At 70.8% G+C, this 12,933-nt stretch carries 11 protein-coding genes; 6 read left to right on the forward strand and 5 right to left on the reverse strand.

What is annotated here, in order from left to right; genetic code table 11:
• On the reverse strand, nt 1-657 hold a 657-nt coding region (locus tag VED21_RS05830), incomplete at its 3' end, for an AAA family ATPase (protein ID WP_324881380.1).
• A 333-nt stretch (nt 658-990) separates the two neighbouring features.
• Here VED21_RS05830 and VED21_RS05835 point away from each other — a divergent pair.
• Nucleotides 991-2,163: an IS481 family transposase gene (locus VED21_RS05835; RefSeq protein ID WP_324881381.1), complete on the forward strand. Its 1,173-nt coding sequence runs from the start codon at nt 991-993 to the stop codon at nt 2,161-2,163.
• Nucleotides 2,164-2,211: 48 nt separating this feature from the next.
• Here the strand turns inward: VED21_RS05835 and VED21_RS05840 are convergent, their stop codons facing one another.
• The gene (locus tag VED21_RS05840) at nt 2,212-3,897 is read right to left on the reverse strand and encodes a sensor histidine kinase (protein ID WP_324881382.1); all 1,686 of its coding nucleotides are present in this window, start codon (nt 3,895-3,897) and stop codon (nt 2,212-2,214) included.
• A 239-nt stretch (nt 3,898-4,136) separates the two neighbouring features.
• Between VED21_RS05840 and mtnA the strand changes: the two genes are divergently transcribed.
• A complete protein-coding gene (gene mtnA, locus VED21_RS05845; protein WP_324881383.1) occupies nt 4,137-5,240 on the forward strand; it encodes an S-methyl-5-thioribose-1-phosphate isomerase in 1,104 nt (367 codons plus the stop codon).
• Nucleotides 5,241-5,518: 278 nt separating this feature from the next.
• On the opposite strand, the gene VED21_RS05850 is transcribed toward mtnA, so the two are convergent.
• Nucleotides 5,519-6,124 (reverse strand): NUDIX hydrolase, encoded by a 606-nt coding sequence (locus VED21_RS05850; RefSeq protein WP_324881384.1) that lies wholly within the window; start codon nt 6,122-6,124, stop codon nt 5,519-5,521.
• A gap of 127 nt (nt 6,125-6,251) precedes the next feature.
• Between VED21_RS05850 and VED21_RS05855 the strand changes: the two genes are divergently transcribed.
• From VED21_RS05855 to VED21_RS05870, 4 genes are all read left to right on the forward strand, one after another.
• Nucleotides 6,252-7,418 (forward strand): glycosyltransferase family 2 protein, encoded by a 1,167-nt coding sequence (locus VED21_RS05855; RefSeq protein WP_324881385.1) that lies wholly within the window; start codon nt 6,252-6,254, stop codon nt 7,416-7,418.
• A gap of 100 nt (nt 7,419-7,518) precedes the next feature.
• Nucleotides 7,519-8,229, forward strand: coding sequence for a class I SAM-dependent methyltransferase (locus tag VED21_RS05860; protein ID WP_324881387.1), 711 nt, complete (start codon nt 7,519-7,521; stop codon nt 8,227-8,229).
• A 65-nt stretch (nt 8,230-8,294) separates the two neighbouring features.
• The gene (locus VED21_RS05865) at nt 8,295-9,083 is read left to right on the forward strand and encodes a hypothetical protein (RefSeq protein WP_324881388.1); all 789 of its coding nucleotides are present in this window, start codon (nt 8,295-8,297) and stop codon (nt 9,081-9,083) included.
• A gap of 277 nt (nt 9,084-9,360) precedes the next feature.
• Complete coding sequence (locus tag VED21_RS05870) at nt 9,361-10,413, forward strand: class I SAM-dependent methyltransferase (RefSeq protein WP_324881389.1); 1,053 nt, start codon at nt 9,361-9,363, stop codon at nt 10,411-10,413.
• A gap of 149 nt (nt 10,414-10,562) precedes the next feature.
• Here VED21_RS05870 and VED21_RS05875 read toward each other — a convergent pair whose 3' ends face one another.
• A complete protein-coding gene (locus VED21_RS05875; protein ID WP_324881390.1) occupies nt 10,563-10,796 on the reverse strand; it encodes a hypothetical protein in 234 nt (77 codons plus the stop codon).
• A 4-nt stretch (nt 10,797-10,800) separates the two neighbouring features.
• On the reverse strand, nt 10,801-12,846 hold the full coding sequence (locus VED21_RS05880) for an ATP-binding protein (RefSeq protein ID WP_324881391.1): 2,046 nt from the start codon (nt 12,844-12,846) through the stop codon (nt 10,801-10,803).
• Between the last annotated feature and the right edge of the window lie 87 nt (nt 12,847-12,933).

Consider the following 12,933-nt stretch of genomic DNA (forward strand, 5'->3'; position numbering starts at 1 on the left):
CAGCGAGAGCGACGGTGGGCAGTCGATGAGGATGAAGTCGTAGTCCGCGTTGACAGGAGAGAGCGCGTCCTTGAGCCTGCGCTCCCTGCGGTCCACTTCCACCAGTTCGACCTCGGCGCCCGCGAGTTCCCGGTTGGCGCCGAGCACGTCGTAGCCGCACTTGTCGGAGCGCACGCGCGCCTCGGCGATCGAGGCGGCCTCCAGCAGCACGTCGTACACCGTGAGTTCGAGCTTTCGCTTGTCGATGCCCGAACCCATGGTGGCATTGCCCTGCGGGTCGAGGTCCACCATCAGGACGCGCTGGCCGACCTTCGCAAGGCCGGCGGCCAGGTTGACTGTGGTGGTCGTCTTGCCGACGCCGCCCTTCTGGTTGGCGACGGCGATCTTCGTCGCGATGCGGCCGCCCCCGGCGGACGGGCTTGCCGCAACGGCGCCCGGAAGGCCCTTGGGACCGCCCGGCGTGGCGCCGCTGACGGAGATCAACTGGGCGACGATCTGCGGAACGCGCTCGCTGCCGTTCTCCCACCGGCTGACCCGGTTCCGGTCGTAACGCCGGTTGAGGTGAAGGTTCAGCCACTCGGCCAACTCCTGCTGGCCCATGGAGCGGCCCTCGCGATGGGCGCGCAGCTGTTCGCCCGTCAAGACTGTGGAAACCACGATACCGCCCCGTCCCAGGTGAAAGTCCGGATACCCTGGACCAGAGTGACACAATCGTCAACACGTCACCGTGACGATTCCCACCACATGACGGCCGGAGCAACTGCCTGCGTCCGAAATGCCACAATGGCGCCGTTCCCCCGCCGGCACGACGAGTTTTTCCCTCGCACTTTAGGCACACTCCTGGCGGAAGGGTCGCCGATCAGCCCGCCCCCAGCAGGGCGTCGATGCGGCGGCGCAGGTCGATTGTATAGACCGGAGACATCCTTTACAGGTGTTCGGGGACATCATTGACACATATGGGCGTGGACGAAGCTTAGCGAGGGCTTGGCCATGCCATTCCAGGAGGTGTCGAAGATGTCCCTGCGTCTGGAGTTTGTGACGCTGGCCTCGCAGCCGGCGGCCAATATCGCGCAGTTGTGCCGACGCTACGGCATCAGCCGGCCGACGGGCTACAAGTGGCTGGAGCGCTACCGGCAGGCCGGCGCCGCGGGTCTGTGCGAGCGCTCGCGCCGGCCGCACAGCAGCCCGCGGCGCAGTGCGCCGGATGTGGAAGCGGCGGTGCTGGGGGTGCGCGCGGCGCATCCGTGCTGGGGCGGGCGCAAGATCAAGCGTCGGCTGGAAGATGGCGGGCACGCCGGGGTGCCGGCGGCGAGCACGGTGACGGCGATCCTGCACCGGCACGCCGCCCTTGATGCCGACGCCCCGGCGCCCAACGCCCACGTCACCCGCTTCGAGCGCGCCCGCCCGAACGAGCTGTGGCAGATGGACTTCAAGGGCCATTTCGCCACGGCGACGCGGCGCTGCCATCCGCTCACCGTGCTCGACGACCACTCGCGCTTCGCGCTCGCCCTGATCGCCTGCGCCGATGAGCGGGGGCGCACCGTGCGGGCCCATCTGGAGGCGGTGTTCCGCCGCTACGGCCTGCCCGAGGCGCTGCTCGCCGACAACGGCCCGCCCTGGGGGGCGCCGTCGCGCCCGGCGAGCTTCACCGCGCTGGGGGTCTGGCTGCTGCGGCTCGGCATCCGGCTGCATCACGGCCGGCCCTACCACCCGCAGACGCAGGGCAAGGACGAGCGCTTCCACCGCACGCTGGCCATCGAGGTGTTGCAGGGCCGCTTCTTCGCCGGGCTGGAGGACTGCCAGCGCGCCTTCGATGCCTGGCGCGTGGTCTACAACCATGACCGCCCGCATGAGGCGCTCGGCCTGGCGGTGCCGGCCAGCCGCTACGCGCCCAGCCCGCGCCCCTTTCCCGAGGCGCTGCCGCTGCCCGAGTACGGCAGCGGTGATCGCCCGCGCAAGGTCAACCAGCACGGCTATATCCACTTCCAGGGCCGCCGCCTCAAGCTGCCCGAGGCGTTCGCCGGCTTCTACGTCGGCCTGCGCCCGACCGCGACCGATGGTCTCTGGACCGTCCATTTCGCCGCCGAGGCGATCGCGCAAGTCGACTTGCGCGATCGCCTCGGTTCGGTCCAACCTGTCAACCATGTCTCCGAACACCTGTAAACCAAGTGTCCGGTCTGAACACGCAGCGAAAACCCAACGTCAACCCGCCTACGCCGCCTTGGACGACCGCCGCTCGGCCGTCGACAGGGTCAGCGTGAAGGTGGTGCCGCCCGCGCGGTCGCCCCCACCGCGCTCGATGTGCAGCGCCGCGTGCGCCTGGTTGGCCAGCGACTGCACCAGCATCAGCCCCAGGCCGCCGCGCCGGCGGGCATTGGCCGGCGCGGGCAGGTCGGCGGGCAGGCCGACGCCGTCGTCCGACACGGCCATGGTCACCCCGTTTATCGTCACCCCGTCGCCGTCCGGGTGCAGGGCAATGCGCACGGTGCCGGCGTGGCCGTCCGGGAACGCGTGGCGCAGCGCGTTGGAGATCAGCTCGCTGGCGATCAGCGCCAGCGGCATGGCACGGTCGACGTCGACGATCCAGTCGTCCGCCTCCACCACCACGCGCACGGGCGACGCTCCGGCGGCGCGCAGCAGGCTGTCGGACAGCTGGCGCAGGTAGTCGGCGAAGTTGATGCGCGCCGGCTCGGGCGAGCGGTACAGCAGCTCGTGCACCAGGCTCATGGACTGGATGCGCCGCAGGCTCTCGTCGAAGGCGAAGCGCGCGCGCTCGTCGAGGCGGCCGGCCTGCAGGCGCAGCAGGCTGCAGATCACCGTCAGGTTGTTCTTCACCCGGTGCTGCACCTCCCTCAGCAGGATCTCCTTGTCGGCCACCGCCCCCTCCAGCCGGGCGTTGGCGTCCTGCAGCTCGGCGGTGCGCTGGTGCACCCGCTCCTCCAGCGTGTCGTAGGCGCGCTGCAGCGCGTCTTCCGCCTCGCGCTCGCGCCGTGCCCGCTGCATGGCCAGCGCCCCCATGCCCGCCACGATCAGCAGCGCCAGCACGCCATAGGAGACGTAGGTGTCCAGCCGTCCGCGCCAGGGCAGCAGCACGGCGTCGTGGCCGATCGACACCTCGGTGCGCAGGCCGAACCGGTCGATGGCGCGTTGCGCGGTGACGGCCTTGCCGTCCGCGGCTCCACCGCCGCCCCCGGCACCGCCGTCCGCCGCCCCGCCGTCCGGCGGCTCGCGCACCAGCACCGTGCCGTCGGCGCGCATCAGCGACACCGTGGCGGGGAAGCCGATGTCGATGCCGCGGTACAGCTCGCGGAAATAGCGTTGCGAGACGGTGACCGTGGCGAAGCCGCGCAAACCGCCGTCGGCGTTGCGCAGCGCCCGGCTCAGCACCACCGCCGGCGCGTTGTCGTAGCGGCTGGAATCCAGCCGCCCGACAAACAGCCCTGCCTCGCCCGCCTTATGCGCCTGGAAATAGTCGCGGTCGGCGGCGCCGAGGCGCGGCGTGGGGAAGTCGTGCGTCGTCAGCACGGCGTTGCCCTCGGCGTCACCCAGCCAGATGGCGGTGACATAGGGGGTGGCGCGCGCCAGCTCGCCCAGCCGCTCCCACGTGGCGCGGTCGGCGGGCAGCGGCGCGCCGGGCGGGCCGGCCATCTCCATGGCGCGCCGCAGGATCAGGTCGCTGGTCTCCACCAGCCGCGCCGCGTGCTCGGCCACCAGCATGCCGGCGGTGGTGGCGACGGTGGCCACCCGCTCCACCGTGGCGGCGCGGTCGCGCCAGGCAAAGACGGCCAGCAGGGCGGTGGTCAGCAGCACCGCCAGCGCGCAGGCGATCAGCACCAGCGCCGTGCCGGGCAGGCGGTACAAGGGCGACGGGTGGGACCGGAGCGTGCGCAGCGGCATGGGGAACCGGCGTCGGGCGGGTTGCAATGCGGTACGAGGTGACGGACAGGCCAACACGCCGGCTCTCCCGATGTTCCGCCCCATGATCCGCCAGGGGTCTGGCCACTGGAGCTCGGCCGATCTTCGGCGCTGCGGTGCCGCGGCGCGCGGGCGCTTGCGGTTGATCGCCCGCCGGGTGCTCCCTATTCTCGAATCGGCACCCCGCAAGGGTTCGGGGGGCAAGCGAGGGGGCAGGGGATATGAAGATCGACGGCGTCGCCTACCGCACCATCTGGCCGGCGGCGGACGGCTGGTCGGTGGAGATCATCGACCAGACGAAGCTGCCGCACGCCTTCGCGGTCGCCCGCCTGACCACGCTGGAGGAGGCCGCGCACGCCATCCGCGCCATGCTGGTCCGCGGCGCCCCGCTGATCGGCGCCACGGCGGCCTACGGCGTGGCCCTGGCGTTGCGCGCTGACGCCTCCGACGCGTCACTCGACCGCGCCTGCGACGCGCTGCTGGCGACGCGCCCGACCGCCGTCAACTTGCGCTGGGCGCTGGAGCGCATGCGCCGCCACCTGCACGCCCTCCCTGAAGGCGCACGCGCGGCCGCGGCCTATGCCGAGGCGGCGGCGGTGGCGGACGAGGACGTCGGCATCAACCGCGCCATCGGTGAGCACGGCGCCGCCCTGATCCGCGAAGCGGCGGCGCGCAAGGCGCCGGGTGAACCGGTGAACGTGCTCACCCACTGCAACGCCGGCTGGCTGGCGACGGTGGACTGGGGCACGGCGCTGGCCCCCATCTACGTGGCGTTCGAACAGGGCATCCCGCTGCACGTCTGGGTCGACGAGACGCGCCCGCGCAACCAGGGGGCCAGCCTCACCGCGTGGGAACTGAACCACCACGGCGTGCCCCACACGGTGATCGCCGACAACGTCGGCGGCCACCTGATGCAGCACGGCAAGGTCGACCTGTGCATCGTCGGCACCGACCGCACCACGGCCACCGGCGACGTCTGCAACAAGATCGGCACGTATCTCAAGGCGCTGGCGGCGCACGACAACGGCGTGCCCTTCTACGTCGGCTTGCCGTCGCCCACCATCGACTGGCGCATGCGCGACGGCGTGCGCGAGATCCCCATCGAGGAGCGCGACGGCCGCGAGGTCACCGACCTGACCGGCAAGACCGCCGACGGCCGCATCGAGACGGTGCGCGTGACGCCGGACGGCAGCCCGGTCGCCAACTACGGCTTCGACGTCACCCCGGCGCGCCTGGTGACCGCGCTGATTACCGAACGCGGCGTCTGCCCCGCCACCGAGGCCGGCCTGCTGGGCCTGTTCCCCGAACACCGCGCCGTGGCGTGATTGTCTCCCTCCCCTGCCTCCGGCGCTACGTGATGCACACATTTCGGTGGAGGCTGAAAAGCCCTTCTCCCCTTGAGGGAGAAGGGTTGGGATGAGGGGTATTTACGCCCGGTAGGGCGGACAAAGACTCTTTTCCGGCCATCCGGCCGTAACCACCCTCACCCCAACCCCTCTCCCCTCAAGGGAGAGGGGCTTTTTTCTTCGCTATATCAAGACACTACCTTCCACCAGAAGATGTGTGCATCACGTAGTGCCTCCGGCGGGGGAGGGTTCGGTTCTCACTTCAAAATCAGCGCCGTCACGTCCTTCGGCAACTTGCCGTCCAGCGCCAGCAGGCGGGCCTTCATCAGGCTGGCCACCGCCATGGCGTCGGTGATGTCGCCACGCATCGCCATGTCATAGGCCTCGCGGAAGGGCACGCGGCGCACCTGCAGGTCCTCCGTCTCCTCGGGCTCGGCGATGCCCTGCTCCAGGTCCCAGGCCAGGAAGCAGTGGGCCACCTCGTCGGTCACGCTGTTCGACAGGTGCATGCGCAGCAGCGGGTGCCAGCGCCGGGCCATCAGCCCGGTCTCCTCGGCCAGTTCGCGCTGCACCGCCTCCAGCGGGTCCTCGTCCAGCGCGCCGCCGCCTTCCGGGATCTCCCAGCTGTAGACGCCCAGCGGGAAGCGGTACTGACCGACCAGCGTCGTGCAGCCGTCGGCATCGATGGGCAGCACGCCGGTGGCGATGTGCTGCATGTGCACGACGCCGTAAATGCCCGGCTTGCCGGCCGGGTTCAGCACGTCGTGCTCGACGACGCGGATCCAACGGTTCTGGTAGATCGGCTGGGTGGAAAGGACCGTCCAGGGATTGGCCGTCTTGTTCGGGTTCGACTTGTCTGGCACCAGGGACTCCGTCGGGGCGTTGCGCGGTGCCGGGTGCGGCCGCGCACACGCCCCCTTGTAACGTGCCGGGCCGCCGGGGTTCAATCCGGCCCAACGGCCGGGTGCGCGAAGATCACGGGAGACGCCGATGCAGGGCTTTGTCGACGATGTGCGGAACGGCAACGTGGACGGTTGGGCCGCGCACCCCGATCGTCCCGGCGACCGCGTCGTCGTCGCCATCGCCGTCGACGGCGTCGTCGTCGGCACGGCCGTCGCCGACGGCCACCGCGACGATCTGGTGGACGCCGGGCTGGGCGACGGCCGCCACGCCTTCCGCTTCCGGCTTCCCGACCACCTCCTCGACGGCCGGCCGCATGCGGTCGCCGTCACCTTCGCCGAGACGGGGGAGCATCTGGTCCGCAGCCCGCTGCCCGCCGCCGTGCTCTCCGGGGAGGGGGGATTTCGCCCGGTCGCGGCGCCCGCCGGGATCCCCACCGTGGCCCTGGCGGCCATCGTCAAGGACGAGGGGCCCTACATCGCCGAATGGGTCGCCTACCACCGCGTCATCGGCTTCGACCACTTCCTCCTGTACGACAACGGCAGCACCGACGGCACCGCCGCCTTCCTCCGCGCCCTGGCCCGGCGCGGCCTCGCCACCGTGGTGGACTGGCCGGGCGACGGCGCCAATCCCCAGCTTGCCGCCTACCAGCACGCGCTCGACACCGCCGGGGGGCACTTCGACTGGATGGCCTTCCTCGACGCCGACGAGTTCCTGGTGCTGCACCGCGACGCCACCGTCCAGCCGTTCCTGGCGCGCTACGCCACCGCCGCGGCGGTGGCGGTGAACTGGAAGATGTTCGGTTCCTCCGGGCGCACGGAGCGGGAGGACGGGTTGGTGATGGAGCGCTTCACCCGCTGCGCGCCGACCGCGCACGACGTCAGCCGAATCGTCAAATCGATCGTCCGGCCGCGTTGCGTGGCGCGGGCCGGCATCCACGTGCCGGTGCTCGCCGAGGGCTCGATCGTCGACGAGGCGCACGGGCTGGTGCCGCAGGAAGGCGGCGGCGTGCACGACCGCGCCGGCCACGCGCTGGCGCAGGTCAATCACTATTTCACCAAGTCCTACGCCGAGTGGACGGCCAAGCGCCGGCGCGGCAAGGCCGACAAGCCGGCGGGCGCCGCCAACCGCCATCGCGCCGATGAGGAGTTCGGCGTCTATGACCTGAACGACGAGACGGACGACGCCATCCTGCGCCACCTCGACGCCACCCGGGCGGTCATGGCCGACCTGCACGCCGAGGCTGCCTGCCCCTGATCGCGCCTGTCCCTGATCTCGCTTGTCCCTGACCGCAGTGGGTGATTGACAGGCCGTTCCACGTGCCTTCAGATGCGGCCCGACCTTGCAGGGCAAAGGCATGATCGACGGCGACCGCATCGTCCAGACCATTTCCGAACGGGACGGGATGTATTCCGGTCACCGCGATCATTATTTCGCGGTCGGAACCTCGGCGCTGGCGGTGATCGAGGCCGCCCGCTCGCTCGCCGGCGGGCCGGCGCCGCGGCGCATCCTCGACCTGCCGTGCGGGCACGGGCGCGTGACGCGCACGTTGCGCGCCGCCTGGCCGGAGGCGGAGATCACCGCCTGCGACATCGACCGTGACGGCGTGGACTTCTGCCGCGACACGTTCGGCTGCACGCCGGTCTACGGCGACGTCGATTTCGCGCGCGTCACCTTTCCCGAGCCCTTCGACCTGATCTGGGTCGGTTCCCTGGTCACCCACCTGCCGGAGGCGCGGACGCGCGACTTCCTCGGCTGGGCCGCGAGCCTGCTGCGCGAAGGCGGCATGCTCGTGGTCACCTTCCACGGGCGCTTCGTGGCCGGGCGCATCGACGCCGTGCCGTACGGCGTCGATGCGGAACGGGTGCCGGGCATGGTCGCGGACTGGACGGCGGCGGGCTACGGCTACGCCGACTATCCGAATCAGGACGGCTACGGCATTTCCCTGATCCGTCCGGAGTGGATGATCGGCCGGCTTGCCGAGCTTGGCCTGTCGGTGCTCCTGCTGTCCGAACGGCGCTGGGACCATCATCACGACGTGGTCGCGGCGGGGCGCGCCGCGCCATGAGCCAGGCCCCCGTGAATCTGGCCCCCGTGAACCTGGACCCCGTGAATCTGGATCGCGAAGCCGAAATGCCGAAGAACGAAATGCCGGACGCTGCCCCCTCGGAAAGCGCCGCCCCCTCGGAAAGCGCCGTGCCCGACGGCGACATGCCGGCGGCGATGCAGGTGGTCGGGCACGTGGACGCCTTCCGGCCGGACGGGGTGTACGGCTGGGCCTGGTGCCCGGAAAGCCCGGATACCCGGCTGGTGCTGGAACTCCGCAGGGGGGCGGAGGTCGTCGCGGTCTGCATGGCGGACGTGTTCCGCCAGGATCTCGCCGACAACGGTGTGGGCGACGGCGGCCACGCGTTCGGATTCCTCCTGCCGCCCGAAGTCGGCGACATCCCGCCGATCGAACTGTCCGTGATCGTCGCGGAGACCGGCTTTCCGCTGCCGCGCAGCGACCTGCAGGTTTCGTCGCCGCTGGTCGACGGTCTCGTCGAACGGATCGCCGCGCTGGAGGGGGTGGCCGGGGCGCTCGCCGCGCAGAGCAACAACGCGCTCCGCATCGCCGGGGCGTCGTCGCAGGGTGTGGACGGCGTGCGGCATGACGTCGCGCGCCTGGGGAGCGACCTCGCCGCGCTCACCGCCGGCCTGGGCGACGTGCGGGAGCGCGAGATCGCGGAACTGCGCCACAAGCTTGAGGAAAACGACACCTTCCTCATGCGGTTCGACCGCATCCTCGCCGACATGCCCGACCGTGCCGCCTGGGAGCGGTCGCTCAGCCGCTCGCGGTGGACGGCGCTGCTGGTGAACGTTGCGTTCAGCGCCCTGTCCGGCGTGCTTGCGGCCTTCGTGACCTACACTTTGATGAAGTAATACCGGCGGCGCCGGCCCGGCGTGCCGCGCCCCCGTTCCGGTGCGGCGCAAGGGGCAGCCATGCCAAAAGCTCATTTCGGGCGCACAAGACAAATCCAAGAGCAATTCAGTTAAAAGAGTATTTATTGACAGAGCGGGATGCCCGTTGTTACCTCTTTATAACGGGTAGGGAAAGACTTGACTGCCTTTCTCTAAAATCCAAGACGGTTCGGAAGGCGCCCATGTGGTCGCAATGTTTCCGAAAATTTGATGCTTTTTCGTCGCGTGGGGTCGCGCCATGACCCCGCGGGAGATGGAGCGCTGGCTGGACCCCGACTGGCGGGCCAGGCTGGAAGCGTGGTGGGAGGGGTACGACCTCGGCGGCCTGCAGAAGCGGGCGCGCACGCTGCGCTCCATCCGCGACCACCGGCCGGGCATCCGCCGCCCGCTCGCGTCCGGGTTCGGAGCAGCGGCCGCTTCCGCCTCCGCCTCCACCGACGGACCCGCCGAGGTCCCGCCCATTGCCGCAGCCGACGAGTTCACCGAGGCGCGCGGCCTGGAGTGCCTGCAGCTCGACCGCAGCGGCTGGCCCCTGTGGTCGGTGGAGCGGGTGCAGGGGGCCGAGATGATCTGGGGCGACGACGCCATCGGCCCCGGCGACGCCGAATGGACGGTGGATCTGGTGCGTCCCTTCGGGCTGGGTCCGTCCAACAGCGTGCTCGACCTCGCCGCCGGGCTGGGCGGGGCGACGCGCGCCATCGCCTCCACCTTCGACACCTGGGTGACCGGGCTCGACCCCTCGCCGGTGCTGGCCAATCTCGCGATGGCGCGGTCGAAGATCCTGGGGCTGGACCGCAAGGCGCCGGTCCTGAACTACGACCCGGAGCAGTTCCAGCCCTCGGGCACCTACGACCTCGTGCTCGCCGACCGCATCACTCACCGCGTGCGCGACAAGGAAACCTTCGTCGACAACCTGTGCGCCTGCGTCAAGCCGAAGGGCGGCGTCCTGATGATGGATTTCGCCTTCGACGACGCCCCGGCCAACCCCGACACCGTCGCCCACTGGCGCAAGATGGAGCCGCAGGAGGTCTATCCCTGGACCGTCCAGCGCACGGCGGAGGAGCTGACCCAGCGCAACATGGACGTCCGCATCACCGAGGACCTGACGGCGGTGCTCCGCCGCCAGATCGTCGCCCGCGTGCGCCGCCTCGCAAACCTGTTGCAGAACGCCAATCCCCCTCCGCCCCTGATGAAGGCCCTGGCGCGCGAGCTGTCGCTGTGGTGGGCCCGCCTGCGCGTGCTGGGCCAGGGCCTGGGCTTCTACCGCTTCGTGGCCTACAAGCCGGCGTGAGGGCAGGGGATTGCGTCAAAGCGTGCAATGCGCGTGAAGCGCGAAAAACATGCCATCGTGTGCGCGTTTTCGGGCTATAAAGCTCCTGCCGCCGGTCCGCGGCTGCCGCGGATCGAATCCGGCGGCAGGAAGGGGGTGCATGCCCTGTGTCAACCGGTGAGCTTCTGGTGATCTGCACGGTCATCCAGACGATCGCCGCGGTTCTCGCGGTCATTGTCGCCGTGCTGTAGCCGGAAATGGGGAGGGGCGGCGCGGGAACGCCGCCCCTCTTTCATCTCGCCTTGCGGCGAGAGCACATAATCAAGGGTGATGCCCTTGTCTACCGGTGCTTCCAATATAGCGCCGATCCCGTCCTCCGGCAACCCACCCGCGCGAAAAACCATCCGTCTACACCACCGCCTCCTCCACCTCCTCGGCCGGCAGGCGGGCGGGGAAGGACAGTACGAAATGCGCGCCCCGGCCGCTGTCGGGCGCCAGGTCGATGCGGCCCTTCAGGCTCTTCTGCACGATGTTGAAGGCGATGTGCAGGCCAAGACCCGTGTTGCCCTGGGCGCGGCGGGTGGTGAAGAACGGCTCGAAGGCGCGGCGGTGCAGGGCCGGCGGCAGGCCGCGCCCGCTATCGCGGTAGTCGATGCGCAGCCGGTCGGGCGTGTCCGCCGCCGCCGTGATCGTCGCCGCCTTAATAGTTATGGTGCCGCGCTGCCCCGCCTCGAACGCGTGGTCCAGGGAGTTCATCACCAGGATCGTCAGCACCTGGCTGAGCGCGCCGGGGTAGCTGTCCACCTCAATGCCGGCCGGGCAGTCCAGCACGATGGCGTGGCCGGCGTTGTCGCAGGCGGGCTTCACGCTGATCACCGTCTGCTCGATGGTCTCGCGCAGGTCGAAGACGCGCCGCCGCTCGCTCGACTGGTCGGCGGCCACCTGCTTGAAGGCCTGCACCAGCGCCGCGGCGCGGTTCATGTTGCCCTGGATCAGCTCGGCGATCTCGCGCGCCCGGCCCAGGAACTCCTCGAAGTCGGAACGGCGCAGCGAGCCGCGCTCCAGCATCGACGCCATGGCGTTCAACTCGTCGGTCAGCAGGCTGGCGCTGGTCAGCGTGATGCCCAGCGGCGTGTTCACCTCGTGCGCGACGCCGGCCACGACGCCGGCCAGGGCCGCCATCTTCTCGCTCTGGATCAGCTGCTCCTGCGTTTCGCGCAGTTCGGCCAGCGCCTGTTCGGCCGCCTCGCGCGCCTGGCGCTGCGCCTCCTCGCTGCGCGACAGCTCCTCGGTGCGTTCGGCCAATGCGGCCGTGTTGTCGCGGAACACGGCCAGCGCCTCGGCGATGGCGTGGAACTCGGCGTGGCCGGCCGGCGGGATGGGGGCGGTCAGGTCGCCGTCGGCGATGCGCCGCGTCGCCGACGCCAGCCGCGCCAGCGGCCGCGCGATGGTGCGGCTGACGGCCAGCCAGACGATCGACAGCGGGCCGATGAAGGTGGCGGCGGCGATGGCCAGCAGCCAGCGCCGCCCGGTGTCGATCTGCGCGCCCACGGCCTGCTTGGTGCGGTCGTTCTCCCCCTCCACCGCGGCGACGAGGCGGGACACGGCGATGCCCAGGCGGGTGACGGTCTCGCGGCCCTGCGCGGCGGTGGCGGCGATGGCGGCGCGCACGGCCAGCGCCGATTCGCGCACCGGGAACACGCCGTCCGGCCCGGCCGCCAGCGCGTCGATGGCGCCCAGCAGGCGTTGCGCCTCCAGATACTCGCGCGAACCGCGCGGCAACTGCGTCATGGCGGCGCCGAAGCGGCTGCGCGCCGCCTCGTAGTCGGCACGGGCCGCCTGCAGCGCCGAGGGCAGGTCGATCTGCCCGGCCTCGGTCAGGCGCAGCAGCATGCGCGTCCCGGCACTTTCCAGCGGGCGCGGCGGCGCCTCGTCCTCGGCCACGTCCGGCGACGGCAGGGCGGTGCGCGCCAGCAGCGCGTCCAGCGCCACCTGCATGCGCGACAGCTCCGTCAGGTTGCGGCGCGCGCGGGCGTCCAGGCGGATGCGCTCCTCCACCTGCTGGTTCTGCGTCAGCAGGTTGTTTTCCAGCTCCTGCACCAGCCGCTCGATGGGGCCCGTGTGCTCGGCCGTGAGGCGCAGCCGGCGCAGCCCGGCGATGACCGCCTGCAGGCTCTGCGCGTGCTGGGCCAGCGCCACCGTGGCGTTCTGCCGCTGGAGCTGGTTGCGCGCCGCCTCCAGCTCGCCGCCGCCAGCGGCATAGCGGTTGCTGCTCTCGGCCAGCCGGATCGCCTGGGCCAGCGCGGTCGACTGCTCCTCGGCCACGGTGACCAGCAGCGCCTCGATGCGGGCGTAGATCAGCCAGCTCGACGCGCCGGCCACGATGGTCATGCCGGCGACCACGCAGGCCGCGGCAACCACCGTCATGCGCACGCTCTTTTTGCGCTCGGCCATGCCCGTCACACCCGTGTCCTGCGCCCCACCCGACGAAAGGGGTGGGGGCATCGCGCACATCATCGTATCATCCGGCGCGAACGGGTC

This window comes from Azospirillum sp. (genome assembly GCF_035627195.1).
GTDB lineage: Bacteria > Pseudomonadota > Alphaproteobacteria > Azospirillales > Azospirillaceae > Azospirillum.

What these genes read in the sequence shown, in the direction of transcription:
- VED21_RS05835 (WP_324881381.1), top strand. Translation starts at nt 991, where the DNA reads ATGCCATTCCAGGAGGTGTCGAAGATGTCCCTGCGTCTGGAGTTTGTG.
- VED21_RS05840 (WP_324881382.1), bottom strand. Translation starts at nt 3,897, where the DNA reads ATGCCGCTGCGCACGCTCCGGTCCCACCCGTCGCCCTTGTACCGCCTG.
- mtnA (WP_324881383.1), top strand. Translation starts at nt 4,137, where the DNA reads ATGAAGATCGACGGCGTCGCCTACCGCACCATCTGGCCGGCGGCGGAC.
- VED21_RS05855 (WP_324881385.1), top strand. Translation starts at nt 6,252, where the DNA reads ATGCAGGGCTTTGTCGACGATGTGCGGAACGGCAACGTGGACGGTTGG.
- VED21_RS05860 (WP_324881387.1), top strand. Translation starts at nt 7,519, where the DNA reads ATGATCGACGGCGACCGCATCGTCCAGACCATTTCCGAACGGGACGGG.
- VED21_RS05865 (WP_324881388.1), top strand. Translation starts at nt 8,295, where the DNA reads ATGCCGAAGAACGAAATGCCGGACGCTGCCCCCTCGGAAAGCGCCGCC.
- VED21_RS05870 (WP_324881389.1), top strand. Translation starts at nt 9,361, where the DNA reads ATGACCCCGCGGGAGATGGAGCGCTGGCTGGACCCCGACTGGCGGGCC.
- VED21_RS05875 (WP_324881390.1), bottom strand. Translation starts at nt 10,796, where the DNA reads ATGGTTTTTCGCGCGGGTGGGTTGCCGGAGGACGGGATCGGCGCTATA.
- VED21_RS05880 (WP_324881391.1), bottom strand. Translation starts at nt 12,846, where the DNA reads ATGGCCGAGCGCAAAAAGAGCGTGCGCATGACGGTGGTTGCCGCGGCC.